At 70.3% G+C, this 14,938-nt stretch carries 12 protein-coding genes and 1 pseudogene; 7 read left to right on the forward strand and 6 right to left on the reverse strand.

The window, feature by feature from the left end:
* Positions 1-19: 19 nt before the first annotated feature.
* From HWX25_RS04045 to HWX25_RS04060, 4 genes are read right to left on the reverse strand one after another with little or no spacing between them, the layout of a single operon-like run.
* Positions 20-1,288: an FAD/NAD(P)-binding oxidoreductase gene (locus tag HWX25_RS04045; protein ID WP_175907265.1), complete on the reverse strand. Its 1,269-nt coding sequence runs from the start codon at positions 1,286-1,288 to the stop codon at positions 20-22.
* On the reverse strand, positions 1,285-1,518 hold the full coding sequence (locus HWX25_RS04050; RefSeq protein WP_011658575.1) for a 2Fe-2S iron-sulfur cluster-binding protein: 234 nt from the start codon (positions 1,516-1,518) through the stop codon (positions 1,285-1,287). Before HWX25_RS04050 ends, HWX25_RS04045 begins: the two co-directional genes overlap by 4 nt.
* Entirely contained in the window at positions 1,515-2,642 is a 1,128-nt protein-coding gene (locus HWX25_RS04055; RefSeq protein ID WP_059818913.1) for an FAD-dependent oxidoreductase, read from the reverse strand. Before HWX25_RS04055 ends, HWX25_RS04050 begins: the two co-directional genes overlap by 4 nt.
* The gene (locus HWX25_RS04060; protein ID WP_124485087.1) at positions 2,639-3,571 is read right to left on the reverse strand and encodes a 4-hydroxyproline epimerase; all 933 of its coding nucleotides are present in this window, start codon (positions 3,569-3,571) and stop codon (positions 2,639-2,641) included. The genes HWX25_RS04055 and HWX25_RS04060 overlap by 4 nt, the downstream gene beginning before the upstream one ends.
* A gap of 248 nt (positions 3,572-3,819) precedes the next feature.
* Here HWX25_RS04060 and HWX25_RS33880 point away from each other — a divergent pair.
* From HWX25_RS33880 to ilvD, 5 genes and pseudogenes are all read left to right on the forward strand, one after another.
* Positions 3,820-3,927 (forward strand): annotated as a pseudogene (locus tag HWX25_RS33880) (dihydrodipicolinate synthase family protein); the annotation flags it as partial.
* Between the two features lie 249 nt (positions 3,928-4,176).
* Complete coding sequence (locus HWX25_RS04065; protein ID WP_175907267.1) at positions 4,177-5,802, forward strand: APC family permease; 1,626 nt, start codon at positions 4,177-4,179, stop codon at positions 5,800-5,802.
* A gap of 71 nt (positions 5,803-5,873) precedes the next feature.
* Positions 5,874-7,466 (forward strand): aldehyde dehydrogenase (NADP(+)), encoded by a 1,593-nt coding sequence (locus HWX25_RS04070; RefSeq protein ID WP_175907269.1) that lies wholly within the window; start codon positions 5,874-5,876, stop codon positions 7,464-7,466.
* Positions 7,459-8,481 carry an Ldh family oxidoreductase gene (locus HWX25_RS04075; protein WP_175907271.1) on the forward strand — a complete coding sequence of 341 codons (1,023 nt, stop codon included), beginning with the start codon at positions 7,459-7,461 and terminating at the stop codon, positions 8,479-8,481. Before HWX25_RS04070 ends, HWX25_RS04075 begins: the two co-directional genes overlap by 8 nt.
* Before the next feature lie 266 nt (positions 8,482-8,747).
* Positions 8,748-10,607, forward strand: coding sequence for a dihydroxy-acid dehydratase (gene ilvD, locus HWX25_RS04080; RefSeq protein WP_059525009.1), 1,860 nt, complete (start codon positions 8,748-8,750; stop codon positions 10,605-10,607).
* Positions 10,608-10,722: 115 nt separating this feature from the next.
* Here the strand turns inward: ilvD and HWX25_RS04085 are convergent, their stop codons facing one another.
* A complete protein-coding gene (locus HWX25_RS04085; protein ID WP_175907273.1) occupies positions 10,723-11,526 on the reverse strand; it encodes an SH3 domain-containing protein in 804 nt (267 codons plus the stop codon).
* A 33-nt stretch (positions 11,527-11,559) separates the two neighbouring features.
* The gene (locus HWX25_RS04090; protein ID WP_175907276.1) at positions 11,560-11,985 is read right to left on the reverse strand and encodes a hypothetical protein; all 426 of its coding nucleotides are present in this window, start codon (positions 11,983-11,985) and stop codon (positions 11,560-11,562) included.
* Between the two features lie 309 nt (positions 11,986-12,294).
* Here HWX25_RS04090 and HWX25_RS04095 point away from each other — a divergent pair, with 309 nt between their 5' ends.
* The gene (locus HWX25_RS04095) at positions 12,295-13,848 is read left to right on the forward strand and encodes a sigma-70 family RNA polymerase sigma factor (protein WP_175907278.1); all 1,554 of its coding nucleotides are present in this window, start codon (positions 12,295-12,297) and stop codon (positions 13,846-13,848) included.
* A gap of 186 nt (positions 13,849-14,034) precedes the next feature.
* Positions 14,035-14,913 carry a helix-hairpin-helix domain-containing protein gene (locus HWX25_RS04100; RefSeq protein WP_175907280.1) on the forward strand — a complete coding sequence of 293 codons (879 nt, stop codon included), beginning with the start codon at positions 14,035-14,037 and terminating at the stop codon, positions 14,911-14,913.
* The last annotated feature ends 25 nt before the right edge of the window (positions 14,914-14,938 follow it).

The raw sequence follows: 14,938 nt of genomic DNA on the forward strand, positions 1-14,938 counted from the left end.
GCCGCCTCGCCTTGGCGCGTCAGGCGCCGTCGCAGGACGCCGTGTCGTCCAGCATCAGCGTGCCGACCCGCGCGGGCACGAGCGGCGTGCGCGGCACCGACGGCGTCCAGCCGAACAGCGCCTGCGCGGCCGCACCGCACACGCGGCCCTGGCATGCCCCCATCCCGCAGCGCGTCTGCAGCTTCGCGGCCGTCCAGCCGGGCGCCGGCGCGACCGCGTCGAAGCGCACATCCTCACAACGGCACAGCAGCGTATCGGGCCGCGCGAGCCGGCGGATCGGCTCGCGGATCGCGAAGCGTTCGCGCACCGCGTCCGCGAATGCCTGCCAGCGCGCGCGCTGCGCAATCAGCCCGGCCAGCGGCGCCGTCTGCCCGGTGGCCGCGCAGCCGGCAATCTCGCCTTCGACCATCGCCAGTTCGCTGCCGCCGACACCCGTGCACTCGCCCGCCGCGAAACAGCCGTCGCGGCTCGTGCGCTGGTGCGCGTCGACCACGACCGCGCCGTTCTCGATCCGGCAGCCGAGATGGCTCGGCAGCACGGTGTTCGGCACGAGGCCGAAGCCGCATGCGAGCCGGTCGCAGTCGACCTCGAATTCACGCTCGCCCTGCCGGATCCGCACGCGTTCGAGCCGCTTGTCGCCGAACGCTTCGACGACGTGTGCGCCGGGCCGATAAGCCGCCGTGACGAGTTTCGCGGCCTGCGCGAGTTTCGACGGCCAGCGCCACAGCCCCGCGCCGAAACCGGCGACATCGCCCCACGCAGCCTGTTCGAGCACGTGCGACACCTGCGCACCGGCCTGCCGGGCCGTCGCCGCGCTCGCGAGCAGCAGCGGGCCGCTGCCGGCGATCACGGTGCGCTGCCCGCGCACGTCGAGACCGTACTTGATCAGCGCCTGCAGGCCGCCCGCGCCGGTGACGCCCGGCAGCGTCCAGCCGGGAAACGGCAGCAGCAGCTCGCGCGCGCCGCAGCACACGATCAGCGTGCGGAATTCCAGCAGGAACCCGCGCTCGTCGTCCTCCAGCAGCAACGTGCCCGGCTGCGTCTCGGCGACGATGCGCGTGGCCGCCAGATGCGTGACGTTCGGCCGACGCAGCACGGCAAGGCGTTCCGCCGCGGCCGGCACCGGCGTCGCGGCCGCCGCCTGGCGCCAGATCTGCCCGCCCGCGCGCGGGTTGTCGTCGACGATCGCGATCGTCGCGCCGCTTCGTGCGGCGGCCCGCGCGGCCGACAATCCGGCCGGGCCCGCGCCGACGATCGCGACGTCGACGCTCAGTCGTTCCTGTTTCATCGCGTGCGCTCCACCCGCATCCCGTCGCGGCACAGCGTCTGGCAAGCCAGACGGCGGCGGCCGTCGATCGTCATCCTGCACTCCTGGCAGATGCCCATACCGCAAAACGGCGCGCGCGCCGCACCCGTGCACGACACGCGCGTCGTGTCGTCGCCGCTCGCCGCGACGGCGGCCGCGACGGTCGCGCCGTCGGCCACCGTCAGCGCGCGGCCGTCCAGATGAATGATCATGTCAGCGCTCCGGCTACGGGGGACGTCGTCAGAAATCGTCCCGGCAAATACGGTTCGATGTCGATGGGCGGCCGTTCGCCGGTCATCAGCGCGGCGACGAGCCGCGCGCTGCCCGGCGCGGTCGTCACGCCGAGCCCTTCGTGCCCGACCGCGAGCCATACGCCCGGCCGCGCCGGATGTTCGCCGAGCAGCGGCAGGCCGTCCGGGCTCGCGGAACGGAAGCCCGTCCATGCGCGAATTCCGTTCAGGTCGGCCAGATCCGGCAGGTAGCCGGCCGCGCGGCGCAGCATGCGCGCGAGAACCGGCGGCTCGACGCGCGCGTCCTCGGTGTCGAACTGGCGCGACGAGCCGATCAGCAGCTGGCCGGTGGGCCGCGGCTGCACGTTGAACGCGACCGACGTGCCGTCGCTTGCGTGCGCGCTCGCCGCATAGCCGAGTTCGACGAGCTGGTGCGACACCTGGCCCGGGTAACGATCGGTGATCAGCAGGTGGCCCTTCTTCGGGCGCAATGGCAATTCAGGCAACAGCGTGCGCGCGGCGACGCCGTTCGCGACGACCACGCGCTCCGCACGCAGCGTGTCGCCGCTCGCGAGCGTCACGCTCGGACCGTCGACCGCCACCGCACGATCGCGCCGCAACGTGATGCCCGGCGCGCGCTGCAACAGCCAGCTCGCGGCGACGGGCGCATAGAGAATCGCGTCGCCGGGGATCTTCAGCGCGCCGCCGAGGCCCGCGCGCAGCATCGGCTCCAGCCGCGCGAGCGTCGCCGCGTCGATCAGCTCGCCCGCCACGCCGTGCGCGGCGAGCGTCGCCTGCTTGGTGCGCGCGAGATCCATTTCGTGCGCGTCGGCCGCGAGCCACAGCGTGCCGCAGTTGCGGTACGCGCAGCCTTCCGGCATCTCGCCGGCGAGCGCGCGCCACAATTCGATCGAATAATGGCTCAGCGCGAGCTCCGCCGCGTTGTCGTCCATCGCGACGAGGTGCCCCATGCCGGCGCCGGTCGCGCCGCCGCTCGCGTCGTCGACGACGAGCACGCGCAGCCCGCGCTGCGCGAGTTCATGCGCGCACGCCGCGCCGACGATGCCGGCGCCGATCACGACGACGTCGGTCCGGGTCTCGCTCACGACACGATGCCCCAGCCGAACGGATCGTCTTCCTCGATCAGCAGCGTCGCTTCCGCGCTCAGGTGGGCGCTGCCGCGAATCGTCGGCACGATGCCGCCGTCGGCCTGCGCGTAGCTCGCCTGGAACACGCTGCCGATCACACTCGCCTGCCGCCACACGACGCCCGGTTCGAGCTTGCCGTCCGCCGCGAGGCACGCGAGCTTCGCGCTCGTGCCGGTGCCGCACGGGGAACGGTCGTACGCATGGCCCGGGCACAGCACGAAGCTGCGGCTGTCGTGCTCGGGATCGTCCGCGAACAGTTCGATATGGTCGATCTCGCCGCCGTTCGCGCCGGTGATGCCCGCGCGTTCGAGCCCTGCACGCACCGCGGACGAATAGGCGGTCAGCGCCGCCACGTTGTCGCCGGCCACGCGCTGGCCGTGATCGCTGATCAGGAAGAACCAGTTGCCGCCCCACGCGATGTCGCCCTTCACGGGACCGTAACCGGGCACATCGACGTCGACGGCCTTCGCATGGCGGTACGCGAGCACGTTGCGCACGCTGACCGACAGGTCGTCGTGCAGCGTCGCCTCGACGGTGCCGACCGGCGTTTCGATCCGGTGCACGCCCGGCTCGATGCGGCCCATGTGATGCAGCGTGCGCACCACGCCAATCGTGCCATGGCCGCACATGCCGAGGTAACCGCTGTTGTTGAAGAAGATCACGCCGGCCGCCGCCTCCGGCGACACGGGTTCGCACAGCAGCGCGCCGACCAGCACGTCGCTGCCGCGCGGCTCGAGAATGCACGCGGTGCGATAGCGATCGTGCTCACGCGCGAGCACGTCGCGGCGCTCGGCCATCGTGCCGTTGCCGAGCGAGGGAAAACCGGACACGACGAGCCGCGTGGGTTCGCCGCCCGTGTGCGAATCGATGATCTGGATGCGCTTCATCATGAGCCGTTCGAAGTGGGGAAAGGAGCATAGCTTCCTCCGTCGCGCGTCCGTCCGCTTGTGGCTTTTCGATGAGGACGACGACGAAATCGGCATAGTGCGGAACGCGTGTCGCGGCCCTTGCGGCCACTGTGCCGATTTCGTCATTTTGCTCCGCGATACGGCTCAAGCGTGATGGGTGTTTGCACGGCGATACTGGTTGCACGTCGACGCGCCTGTCGTCGACCGATACGAAGCAGGAGATTGCAGTGAGCCGAAACGCCATCCAGCGGACCGGAGTTTTCCCCGCCCTCAGCCACCGGTTCGTACCGGACGCTTCCATCGCTTTCGACGCCGCGCACCGCGCCGAACGGAACCGCGCGAACCGCTGACCGATTTCCCCCCGGCGGTGCGGCGGCCTCCCCCCGTCGCATCGCCACTTCCGTGTCCGGCATGGCCGGCACGGGCCCGTTCGCCGCAGCGCCTGCCCGCGCCGCACTCGAGCGGGCCCCGGCCCTCGCGGTCGTTCGAACCGGTCGCACGCCGGCCGGCAGGCGTTGCGCCTGCTGCGCCCCAGAGCGCGGCGCAGGCCGCACCTGCCCCGATATTTCCCAGGAGACAAACCCATGCCAGGTCAAGGCAACACACACCCGTCCGTCCCGCTTTCCCGTTCCGTGCCCGCCGACGGCGGTCACGGCAAGTTCAAGAAGCAGCTGTCGCTGACCGACCTGACGTTCATCGGCCTCGGTGCGATCTTCGGTTCGGGGTGGCTGTTCGCCGCGAGTCACGTGTCGACGATCGCCGGCCCGGCCGGCATCTTCTCGTGGCTGCTCGGCGGCTTCGCGGTGCTGCTGCTCGGCATCGTCTACTGCGAGCTCGGCGCCGCGCTGCCGCGCGCGGGCGGCGTGGTCCGCTACCCGGTGTTCTCGCACGGCCCGTTGCTCGGCTACCTGATGGGCTTCATCACGCTGATCGCGTTCTCGAGCCTGATCGCGATCGAAGTGGTCGCCGCGCGCCAGTATGCGGCCGCGTGGTTCCCCGGCCTCACCAAGGCCGGATCGAGCGACCCGACGACGATCGGCTGGCTCGTGCAGGCCGCGCTGCTGTGCTTCTTCTTTTACCTGAACTATTCGAGCGTGAAGACGTTCGCGAAGGCGAACAACATCATCAGCATCTTCAAGTTCATCGTGCCGCTGTCGGTGATCGCGGTGCTGTTCACGTTCTTCGAGCCCGCCAACCTCACCGCGCACGGTTTCGCGCCGTTCGGCATGCCGGGCATCGAGATGGCCGTGTCGGCCGGCGGCATCATCTTCGCGTATCTCGGCCTCACGCCGATCGTGTCGGTCGCGAGCGAAGTGCGCAATCCGCAGCGCACGATCCCGATCGCGCTGATCCTGTCGATCCTGCTGTCCACGCTGATCTACGTGCTGCTGCAGCTCGCGTTCATCGGCAGCATCCCGACCGACATGCTGGCCGCCGGCTGGCACGACGTGAGCAAGGCCTTCTCGCTGCCGTACCGCGACATCGCGCTCGCGCTCGGCGTGGGCTGGCTCGCGGTGATGGTGGTCGCCGACGCAATGATCTCGCCGAGCGGCTGCGGCAACATCTACATGAACGCGACGCCGCGCGTCGTCTACGGCTGGGCGAAGACGGGCACGTTCTTCAAGGTGTTCACGCGCGTCGACGAGGCATCGGGCATCCCGCGTGCGGGCCTGTGGCTCACGTTCGGCCTCGCGATCTTCTGGACCATGCCGTTCCCGTCGTGGGAGGCGCTGATCAACATCGTGTCGGCCGCGCTCGTGCTGAGCTATGCGGTCGCGCCCGTGTCGGTCGCCGCGCTGCGCCGCACCGCGCCCGGCCTGCCGCGGCCGTTCCGCGCGGTGGCGTTCGGCATCACCGGCCCCGCATCGTTCGTGATCGCCGCGCTGATCGTCTACTGGTCGGGCTGGGGCACGGTGTCCTGGCTGCTCGGCCTGCAGATCGTCATGTTCGTGATCTATCTCGCATGCCGCCGCTGGGTGCCGACCGCGCACCTGAGCCTCGCCGAGCAGGTGCGTTCGTCCGCGTGGCTGATCGCGTTCTACGCGGCCATGATCGTACTGTCCTACTTCGGCGGCTTCGGCGGCACGGGCCAGCTCGCGCATCCGTACGACACGGTCGTCGTCGCGGCCGTCGCGCTCGTCATCTACTACTGGGGCGCCAATACCGGCATCCGTTCCGACAAGCTGCAACTCGACGACGACGAAGACTGACACACCCACTTTCCCCTTTTCATTCCGGCCGGGCGCCCCACGCCCGGCCCCGCATTTTCCGAGGAAAACCCATGCAACTCACAGGTCAGCTCCTGATCGGCCAGTCGGCCATCGCCGGACAGAACGGCACCCTTCACGCGATCGCCGCCGCGACCGGCGAACCGCTCGAACCCGCATTCGGCGGCGCGAGCCTGCACGACCTGGAGACGGCCTGCGCGCTCGCCGACGAAGCCTTCGACACGTATCGCGAGACGAGCCCCGAGCAACGCGCGGCGTTTCTCGATGCGATCGGCCGCAACATCCTGGCGCTCGGCGACGACCTGATCGAGCGCTGCGTCACCGAAACGGGCCTGCCGCGCGCACGCATCGAAGGCGAACGCGGCCGCACGGTCGGTCAGCTCGCGCTGTTCGCGTCGCTCGTGCGCGACGGCGGTTACGTCGATGCGCGCATCGATCCGGCCCGCCCGGACCGCAAGCCGCTGCCGCGCGTCGACCTGCGCCTGCGCAACGTCGCGATCGGGCCGGTCGCCGTATTCGGCGCGTCGAACTTCCCGCTCGCGTTCTCGGTCGCGGGTGGCGACACCGCGTCGGCACTCGCCGCCGGCTGCCCGGTGATCGTCAAGGCGCACTCCGCGCATCCGGGCACGTCCGAGCTCGTCGGCCGTGCGATCCAGCAGGCCGTGCGCGAATGCGGGCTGCCGGCCGGCGTGTTCTCGCTGCTGTTCGACGCGTCGCGCGAAATCGGCCAGGCGCTCGTCGCCGATCCGCGCATCAAGGCCGTCGGCTTCACCGGCTCGCGCCGTGGCGGCGTGGCGCTGATGAACATCGCGGCCGCGCGCCACGAGCCGATTCCGGTCTATGCGGAAATGAGCTCGATCAACCCGGTGCTGCTGTTCCCGGCCGCGCTCGACGCGCGCCACGATGCGATCGCGCCGCAGTTCGTCGCATCGCTCGCCCTCGGCGCCGGCCAGTTCTGCACCAACCCGGGCCTCGTGCTCGCCGTCGACGGCTCCGCGCTGCGCGCGTTCGAAGCCGCGGCGGCCACCGCCGTGCAGGCGACCGTCGCGCAGACGATGCTGACGCCGCACATCCACGCGAGCTATGCACAAGGCGTGGCCACCCTGCGCGCGCACGACGCGGTCGAACTGCTGGCGCAAGGCGTGGAAGGCGGTCGCTTCCAGGCGCGCGCGGCGCTGTTCGCGACCTCGGCGGACGCATTCATCGCCCATCCCGAACTGCGTGACGAAGTGTTCGGTCCGGCATCGCTGATCGTGCGCTGCCAGGATGCCGACACGCTGCACCGCGTGCTGAAGTCGCTCGAAGGGCAACTGACGATCGCCGCGCATCTCGCCGACGGCGATGCCGCGCTGTTCGCCGCGCTGCGCCCGACGCTCGAGCGCAAGGCCGGCCGCATTCTCGTCAACGGCTTCGGCACGGGCGTCGAGGTCGGTCATGCGATGGTGCACGGCGGTCCGTTCCCGGCCACGTCCGACACGCGCACGACGTCGGTCGGCGCACGCGCGATCGAGCGTTTCCTGCGCCCCGTGTCGTACCAGGACGTGCCGGACGCGCTGCTGCCCGACGCCATCCGCAACGGCAACCCGCTGAACGTGCCGCAACGCATCGACGGCGTGCCGGCGCCCCGGGAAGCGCGCGATGTCTGAGCCGCTCGCCGAAGTCGTCCTGTCGCTCGATGAGGTCCATGCGCTCGCGCTGCGGGTGCTGACGCACCACGGGCTGTCCGATGCGCACGCGCGGGCGATCGCCGGCGTGATCACGCAGGGCCAGCGCGACGAGTGCCACTCGCACGGCGTGTATCGGCTGCTCGTGTGCGTGCGCTCGCTGAAGAAGGGCAAGGTCGACCCGCAAGCCGTGCCGACGCTGCGCCGGCTGTCGTCGTCGATCGTCGCGGTCGACGCCCATCGCGGCTTCTCGCTGCTGAGCTTCGAAACCGGCCTGCCGGTGCTCGTCGAGATGGCGAAGCAGCACGGGATCGCCGCGATGGCGATCAACCACTGCTACCACTTTTCGGCGCTGTGGCCCGAGGTCGAGGCGATCGCCGCCGGGGGGCTGGTCGGCATCGCGATGAACCCGAGCCACAGCTGGGTCGCGCCGGAAGGCGGCCGCGAGCCGGTGTTCGGCACGAACCCGATCGCGTTCGCGTGGCCGCGCCCGGACGGCGAGCCGTTTGTGTTCGACTTCGCGACGAGCGCGATCGCGCGCGGCGACATCGAGCTGCACGCGAAACAGGGCAAGGCGATCCCGCCGCACTGGGCGATCGACGCCGACGGCCAGCCGACCACTGATCCGAAGGCCGCGCTGCACGGCGCGATGCGCACGTTCGGGGGGCACAAGGGCTCGGCACTCGCGGCGATGGTCGAACTGCTCGGCGGCGCGCTGATCGGCGACATGACGAGTCAGGAATCGATGGACTTCGACGAAGGCGTCGGCGCGACGCCGTGCCACGGCGAGCTCGTGATCGCATTCGACCCGAAAGTGTTCCTCGGCGACGATCTCGACGCGGGCCTCGCGCGCGGCGAGCGGATGTTCGCGTCGATCACCGGGCAAGGCGCGCGGCTGCCGTCGCAGCGGCGCTTCGACGCCCGTGCGCGCAGCATCGCGCACGGCGTGCGGATTCCGAAGGCGCTGTACGACGAAATCCTGACGCTGCTCGACTGACGCGCGATCGCCAGGCGCGGCTTCATCGCCGGCAGGACGGGCGATGAAGTCGCCGTCCGGTTCGACCGGCGTGTCCCGCGCCCGCGTCCAGGCGCCCAGCCCGGCGCCCACTCGCCCGCGCCCGCCGGCGGCCGCATGCCCGGCGGCTGTGGGATAATCGACGGGTTTGCCCAGGGCGCAGCTCAAGAGGTTGTTCGCACGGGCGCGCGAGAGGCCTCCATTCCCGTGCCTCCACCCTTTTTCGCGATATTTCTTCAGCCATCACCATGCCCACATACCGTTCCAAAACCTCCACCGCCGGTCGCAACATGGCAGGTGCGCGCTCGCTGTGGCGCGCCACCGGCATGAAAGACGACGATTTCTCGAAGCCGATCATCGCGGTCGTCAACTCGTTCACGCAGTTCGTGCCCGGGCACGTGCACCTGAAGGATCTCGGCCAGCTCGTCGCGCGCGAGATCGAGGCCGCCGGCGGCGTCGCGAAGGAATTCAACACGATCGCGGTCGACGACGGCATCGCGATGGGCCATGACGGCATGCTCTATTCGCTGCCGAGCCGCGACATCATCGCCGACTCGGTCGAGTACATGGTGAACGCGCACTGCGCGGACGCGATGGTGTGCATCTCGAACTGCGACAAGATCACGCCGGGGATGCTGATGGCCGCGATGCGCCTCAACATCCCGGTGATCTTCGTGTCGGGCGGCCCGATGGAAGCCGGCAAGACGCGCCTCGCGAACCCGGTCACCAAGACCGTCGAACTGAAGAAGCTCGACCTCGTCGACGCGATGGTGATCGCGGCCGACCAGTCGTATTCGGATGCCGACGTCGCCGAAGTCGAGCGCTCGGCCTGCCCGACCTGCGGTTCGTGCTCGGGCATGTTCACCGCGAACTCGATGAACTGCCTGACCGAGGCGCTCGGCCTGTCGCTGCCCGGCAACGGCACGGTCGTCGCAACGCACGCGGATCGCGAGCAGCTGTTCAAGCGCGCCGGCCGCCGCATCGTCGAACTGACCCGCCAGCACTACGAGCAGGACGACATGCGCGTGCTGCCGCGCTCGGTCGGCTTCAAGGCGTTCGAGAACGCGATGACGCTCGACATCGCGATGGGCGGTTCGACCAACACGATCCTGCACCTGCTGGCGATCGCGCAGGAAGCCGGCATCGACTTCACGATGAAGGACATCGATCGCCTGTCGCGCATCGTGCCGCAGCTGTGCAAGGTCGCGCCGAACACGAACAAGTACCACATCGAGGACGTGCACCGCGCGGGCGGCATCATGGCGATCCTCGGCGAGCTGGACCGCGCCGGCAAGCTGCACACCGACGTGCCGACCGTGCACGCGCCGACGCTGAAGGATGCGCTCGACCAGTGGGACATCGTCCGCACGGAAGACGAAGCGGTCCGCACGTTCTACCTGGCCGGCCCGGCCGGGATCCCGACGCAGGTCGCATTCAGCCAGGACACGCGCTGGCCGAGCCTCGACCTCGACCGCGCCGAAGGCTGCATCCGCTCGTACGAGCATGCATTCTCGAAGGAAGGCGGCCTGGCCGTGCTGACCGGCAACATCGCGCTCGACGGCTGCGTGGTGAAGACGGCCGGCGTCGACGAAAGCATCCTCGTGTTCGAGGGCTCGGCGCACGTGACCGAATCGCAGGACGAAGCGGTCGAGAACATCCTGAACGACAAGGTCAAGGCCGGCGACGTGGTGATCGTGCGCTACGAAGGCCCGAAGGGCGGCCCCGGCATGCAGGAAATGCTGTACCCGACGAGCTACATCAAGTCGAAGGGCCTCGGCAAGGCATGCGCGCTGCTGACGGACGGCCGCTTCTCGGGCGGCACGTCGGGCCTGTCGATCGGTCACTGCTCGCCGGAAGCGGCAGCGGGCGGCGCGATCGGCCTCGTGCGCGACGGCGACCGGATCCGCATCGACATCCCGAACCGCACGATCGACGTGCTGGTGTCGGACGAGGAGCTCGCGCGTCGCCGCGAAGAGCAGAACGCGAAGGGCTGGAAACCGGCGCAACCGCGCCCGCGCAAGGTGTCCGCGGCGCTGAAGGCCTATGCGAAGCTGGTGATGTCGGCCGACAAGGGTGCCGTGCGCGACCTGTCGCTGCTCGACGACTGACACCGGACGACGGGCCGCGCGAACGGCCGGCCTGCGTGATTCGGAAGCCGCTCCTCGGAGCGGCTTTTTTCGTCCGGCGCCGGCCCGAAGCCGTGGCACCGGCGCCGTCAGTCGATCAATGACGGAACTCGTCGGTGCCCCATCCGCCTCCACCGCCGCCGTGGTTCCCACCGCCGCGGTTCCCGCCGCTGTTTCCACCGCCTTGCGGCCGTGCGCCGTAACCGCCGCCGCCCTGATACGTGGGCGGCGCCATCATCCGGGCCGCACCACCGTTGGGCGCGGGCTGCTGCGCCGGCTGCTGCGGCTGACGGGCGCCGGGCATCGGCGCAGGCGCCGGTGCAGCCTGTTGTGGCGCCGGCGCGCGGTTCGGGCCGTTCCAGCCACCGCGCGTGGCCGACGGCCGTGCATCATGCCGCTCGGGCGCCCCACCGCCCGGCGCGCGCTGGTTCGGCCCGCCCGGCTGCGGGTGTCCGTAAGCGGGCGGCATCCCGCCGGGGCCGACGCGCGGCTCGGCACGACGCTCCCAGCGGTCGCGATCGTGAAACCACGGCCGATGGCGGTAGTAGCGGTCCCAGTACGCGCCGATCGCGAAGCCGGTCACCGGCACGCCGATGATCGCGCCGTATTCGAGCAACGGCACGTAATTGCCTTGATACGGATAGTCGAGCTGCTCCGCGTCGACCCAGCCGCGCACGCCCGGCAGCGCGACGTCGCACCACGAGTAGTCGCTCAGGCAGCCGAACACGTCCAGCGCGGTGCCGGGCGGAACCTGCGCGACGACCGGATAATCGGGTGCCGGCCCCGCATAGATTTCGGCCGGCGAGTTCGTGTAGGCGCTGCTTTGGGCGTCGGCGATGCCCGGCACCGCGGCGATGCCGAACAGGACGACGCACAAACTTCGGATGATCGTGTTGCTCATGATGCTCTCCCGCGCGGTGCCACCGCGCGTCGGTCAGTGTCGATGGCCCCCGCCCCCATGCCCGCCTCCCCAGTGACCGCCGCCCCACGGACGGTGCCAGTATCCGCCCCGGTAGCCGCCGCCCCAATGCCCCCAGAATCCGAGGCCGATCGTGACGGGCGGCCCATACCAGCCCGGGTAGTACGCGGGATAGTAGGCCGGGTAAGGCACATAGGTCGGCGCGACATATACCGGGGCCGGTACGTAGGCGTAATCGTCTGCCGGCGGCGGCACCGCGGGCGTCGACGGCGCGACCGGTGCGGCGGTTGCCGGCGCCACCGGGATCTCTCGCTGCGACACCGTGGCAGGCACGGGTGCGTAATACGGTGCATAGCCGTATGGGCTGGTGTAATAACAGCCGCTCAGCGCGAACATGGCCAGCGCCATGACGGCAGGCCGCGCGGCGGGAATCGGGTTCATTCGAGGCTCCGCAGGGAATCGGTGCGTCGCCGCGTGGCGCGCGCCTGACTCTAGCTTACGTCCCCCGCATATTTCTGCGGGTTTGATCCGTTACTTTTTGTTTCGCGGCAACAAGAACGGGGCGCGACCGCGCGGGCATGCCGCATGCTCGCGCGTCAGCCACGCCGGCGTTGAAGTTGGCGCAAATGCCCTCAAGTTGAATATCGAGTCAGGCTGGCCGGCGCGGACGGGTGTTCGCGGCCCCCGGGAGCCTGAAACCCGCGGACTTCGGCCCGCCCAGACAGGAGCGCGGCTCGCGCCGCCATCGACATGACTACGCCACGCCCCACGCTTCGGGCGGACACGCCCCTCGATCCGATCATCCAGCTGCTGGCGCTCGCCGGCGAACAGGGTTATCTGACGCACGCCGACCTCGTCGACGCGCTGCCGCCGGAAAGCGACAGCCCCGACGCGCTGGACGTCGTGCGCGCCGCGCTCGCGGACATCGGCATCGCCGTGCTCGACGAGCCCGCCGCGCCGGCGCCGTTCACGGGCGCGGCACCGGTCGACGTCGATCGCGACGCCCTCGACGAGGGCCGCGCGCTGCTTGGCGATCTCGCGCGCGGCACCGGCGCATCGACCGATCCGCTCGCCCTCTACATGCGGCGCATCCATGCGGTGCCGCTGCTCAAGCGCGAGGACGAAATCGTGCTTGCCCGCGAGATCGAAACGGGCCGCCATCAGATCCTGCACGCGCTCGCCGGCTGTCCGGCGGCCGTCGAGGCGTTGCTCGCGCGCCATGCCGCAACGCGTGCAACCGCCGCGACCACCGACGAAGGCGACGACGGCGGCGATGACGCGCAGGCGCCTGCGCGCTACGACACGCTTCAAGGCGCGGTTGCGACCGTGCGCGACGCATTGCAAACGCAGGGCTGCCGCTCGGCCGAGTATCGCGATGCGCGCAACCGCCTGGCCGCGCTGCTCGGTTCGCTCGCATGGGTTGCACCGGCCGTCGACGAAGCGAGCCGCGTCGTGCGCGCGCTCGCCACTGCCTCGGTCGAAGCCGGAGCGGACGCCACCGCGGGCGCCGATGCCGCGTGCTTCGATCCGGTCGCGCGGCGCGCGCTCGGCGCCGCGCTGAGCGACGGCCAGCAAAAAGTGCGCGACGGTACGCGCGCGATGCTCGAGGCGAACCTGCGCCTCGTGCTGTCGATCGCGCGCAAGTACATGAACCGCGGTGTCGACCTGCCCGATCTCGTGCAGGACGGCTGCCTCGGCCTGATGCGCGCGATCGAGAAGTTCGAATACCGGCGCGGCTTCAAGTTCTCGACCTACGCGACCTGGTGGATCCGGCAGGCGGTCGCGCGCGCGGTGGCCGACCGCTCGCGCACGATCCGCGTGCCCGTGCACGTCGGCGACCAGTACCAGCGCGTGCAACGCCATGCGCTGCGCTTTCGCCAGCGCACGGGCCGCCGCGCGACGCCGGCCGAACTCGCGGCCGAGACCGGGCTCGCCGAGGACAAGCTGCGCGCCGTGCTCGCGCTGCCTGCCGAGCCGCTGTCGCTCGACACGCCGCTGCCCGACGCGGATACCGGCCTCGTCGACCTGCTCGAGGACCAGGCATCGGCGAGCCCGTTCGAGCGTCTGGCCGACACGCGCATGCGCGAATGCGTGACGTCGCTGCTGCGCTCGGTCACGCCGGCCGAGGCCGACGTGCTGCGCCGGCGATTCGGCCTCGGCGGCGCCGAGCCCGACACCTACGATGCGATCGCGCAGGACGCGGGAATGTCGCGCGAACGCGTGCGGCAGATCGAGAAGCGCGCGCTCGCCACGCTGCGCATGGCCGCGGAGGCCGAGGGCGCGCAGTCGTTCCTCGACGCGTAACGGGTCGCGCGCTCGTGCTGCACGCCGGCACGAACGCGCGCGGGACCGGTCCCGCCCGTGCAACGTTTGCCGTTGACGCACATCAATTTTTGCTCGTCGCTTGCCGTGACAATGTGCTGAAATAAAAGGTGGACCGGGGCGTTGCGCGCCGTGTCCATTCCGTTTGCACATCTCCGGGCTCCGCACATGCAAACGACCATCGGCCAAACACACGAGGAAAACCGGCAGATCGCGGCCTGCCTGCGCGAGGCCGCGCAGTTGCTTGCCGACCAGGGCGCGAATCCTTATCGGGTTGCCGCCTACCGCGCATCGGCCGATACGATCGAGTCGCTCGAAGATGGTATTCGCACGCGGTTCGACGCGGGCGGCGTCGATGCGCTCGACGCACTGCCGGAAGTCGGCACGGGCGTCGCAGAGGCGATCGCCGAACTGCTGGTGACCGGACGCTGGCGGCTGCTCGACCGGCTGCGCGGCGACGCGGAGCGCGCATCCGCATTCGAAGCCGTGCCGGGCATCGGCCATGCGCTCGCGCTGCGGATTCACGACCAATTGCACATCGATACGCTCGAGGATCTCGAACGCGCGGCCCGCAGCGGCCAGCTCGAGGCGATTCCGGGCGTCGGCCCGCGGCGCGCGGCCGGCATCCGCGCGGCGCTCGACGACGTGCTGAGCCGGCGCCGGCGCTGGCAAGGCCACGCGCGCGACGCCAGCCTCGGCACCGAGCCGCCCGTCGAACTGCTGCTGTACATCGACCGCCTGTACCGCAACAAGGCCGCCGCCGGCATCCTGCCCACGCTCGTGACACGCCGGCTGAACGCGGATGTGAGCATTCAGCCGCCCGTGATGCACATGACGAAAGGCGGCTGGCATTTCACCGCGCTGTGCCCGTATCCCGCGCGCCCGCAAGAGTCGGGGCGCACCGCGGACTGGGTCGCGCTCTACTTCTATGATGCGTTGCAATGCGAGAACCAGCGGACCGTCGTCACCGAAACGCTCGGCTCGCTCGTCGGCAAGCGCATCGTGCGCGGACGCGAGATGGAATGCCGCGTGTATTACGCGGGATGAGGCGCTCGTGGCACCAGCCGTGGCG

The sequence above is a fragment of the Burkholderia sp. BCC1640 genome, from assembly GCF_902833125.1.
Classification (GTDB): Bacteria; Pseudomonadota; Gammaproteobacteria; order Burkholderiales; family Burkholderiaceae; genus Burkholderia; species Burkholderia diffusa.

What these genes read in the sequence shown, in the direction of transcription:
- HWX25_RS04045 (WP_175907265.1), bottom strand. Translation starts at nt 1,288, where the DNA reads ATGAAACAGGAACGACTGAGCGTCGACGTCGCGATCGTCGGCGCGGGC.
- HWX25_RS04050 (WP_011658575.1), bottom strand. Translation starts at nt 1,518, where the DNA reads ATGATCATTCATCTGGACGGCCGCGCGCTGACGGTGGCCGACGGCGCG.
- HWX25_RS04060 (WP_124485087.1), bottom strand. Translation starts at nt 3,571, where the DNA reads ATGAAGCGCATCCAGATCATCGATTCGCACACGGGCGGCGAACCCACG.
- HWX25_RS04065 (WP_175907267.1), top strand. Translation starts at nt 4,177, where the DNA reads ATGCCAGGTCAAGGCAACACACACCCGTCCGTCCCGCTTTCCCGTTCC.
- HWX25_RS04070 (WP_175907269.1), top strand. Translation starts at nt 5,874, where the DNA reads ATGCAACTCACAGGTCAGCTCCTGATCGGCCAGTCGGCCATCGCCGGA.
- HWX25_RS04075 (WP_175907271.1), top strand. Translation starts at nt 7,459, where the DNA reads ATGTCTGAGCCGCTCGCCGAAGTCGTCCTGTCGCTCGATGAGGTCCAT.
- ilvD (WP_059525009.1), top strand. Translation starts at nt 8,748, where the DNA reads ATGCCCACATACCGTTCCAAAACCTCCACCGCCGGTCGCAACATGGCA.
- HWX25_RS04085 (WP_175907273.1), bottom strand. Translation starts at nt 11,526, where the DNA reads ATGAGCAACACGATCATCCGAAGTTTGTGCGTCGTCCTGTTCGGCATC.
- HWX25_RS04090 (WP_175907276.1), bottom strand. Translation starts at nt 11,985, where the DNA reads ATGAACCCGATTCCCGCCGCGCGGCCTGCCGTCATGGCGCTGGCCATG.
- HWX25_RS04095 (WP_175907278.1), top strand. Translation starts at nt 12,295, where the DNA reads ATGACTACGCCACGCCCCACGCTTCGGGCGGACACGCCCCTCGATCCG.
- HWX25_RS04100 (WP_175907280.1), top strand. Translation starts at nt 14,035, where the DNA reads ATGCAAACGACCATCGGCCAAACACACGAGGAAAACCGGCAGATCGCG.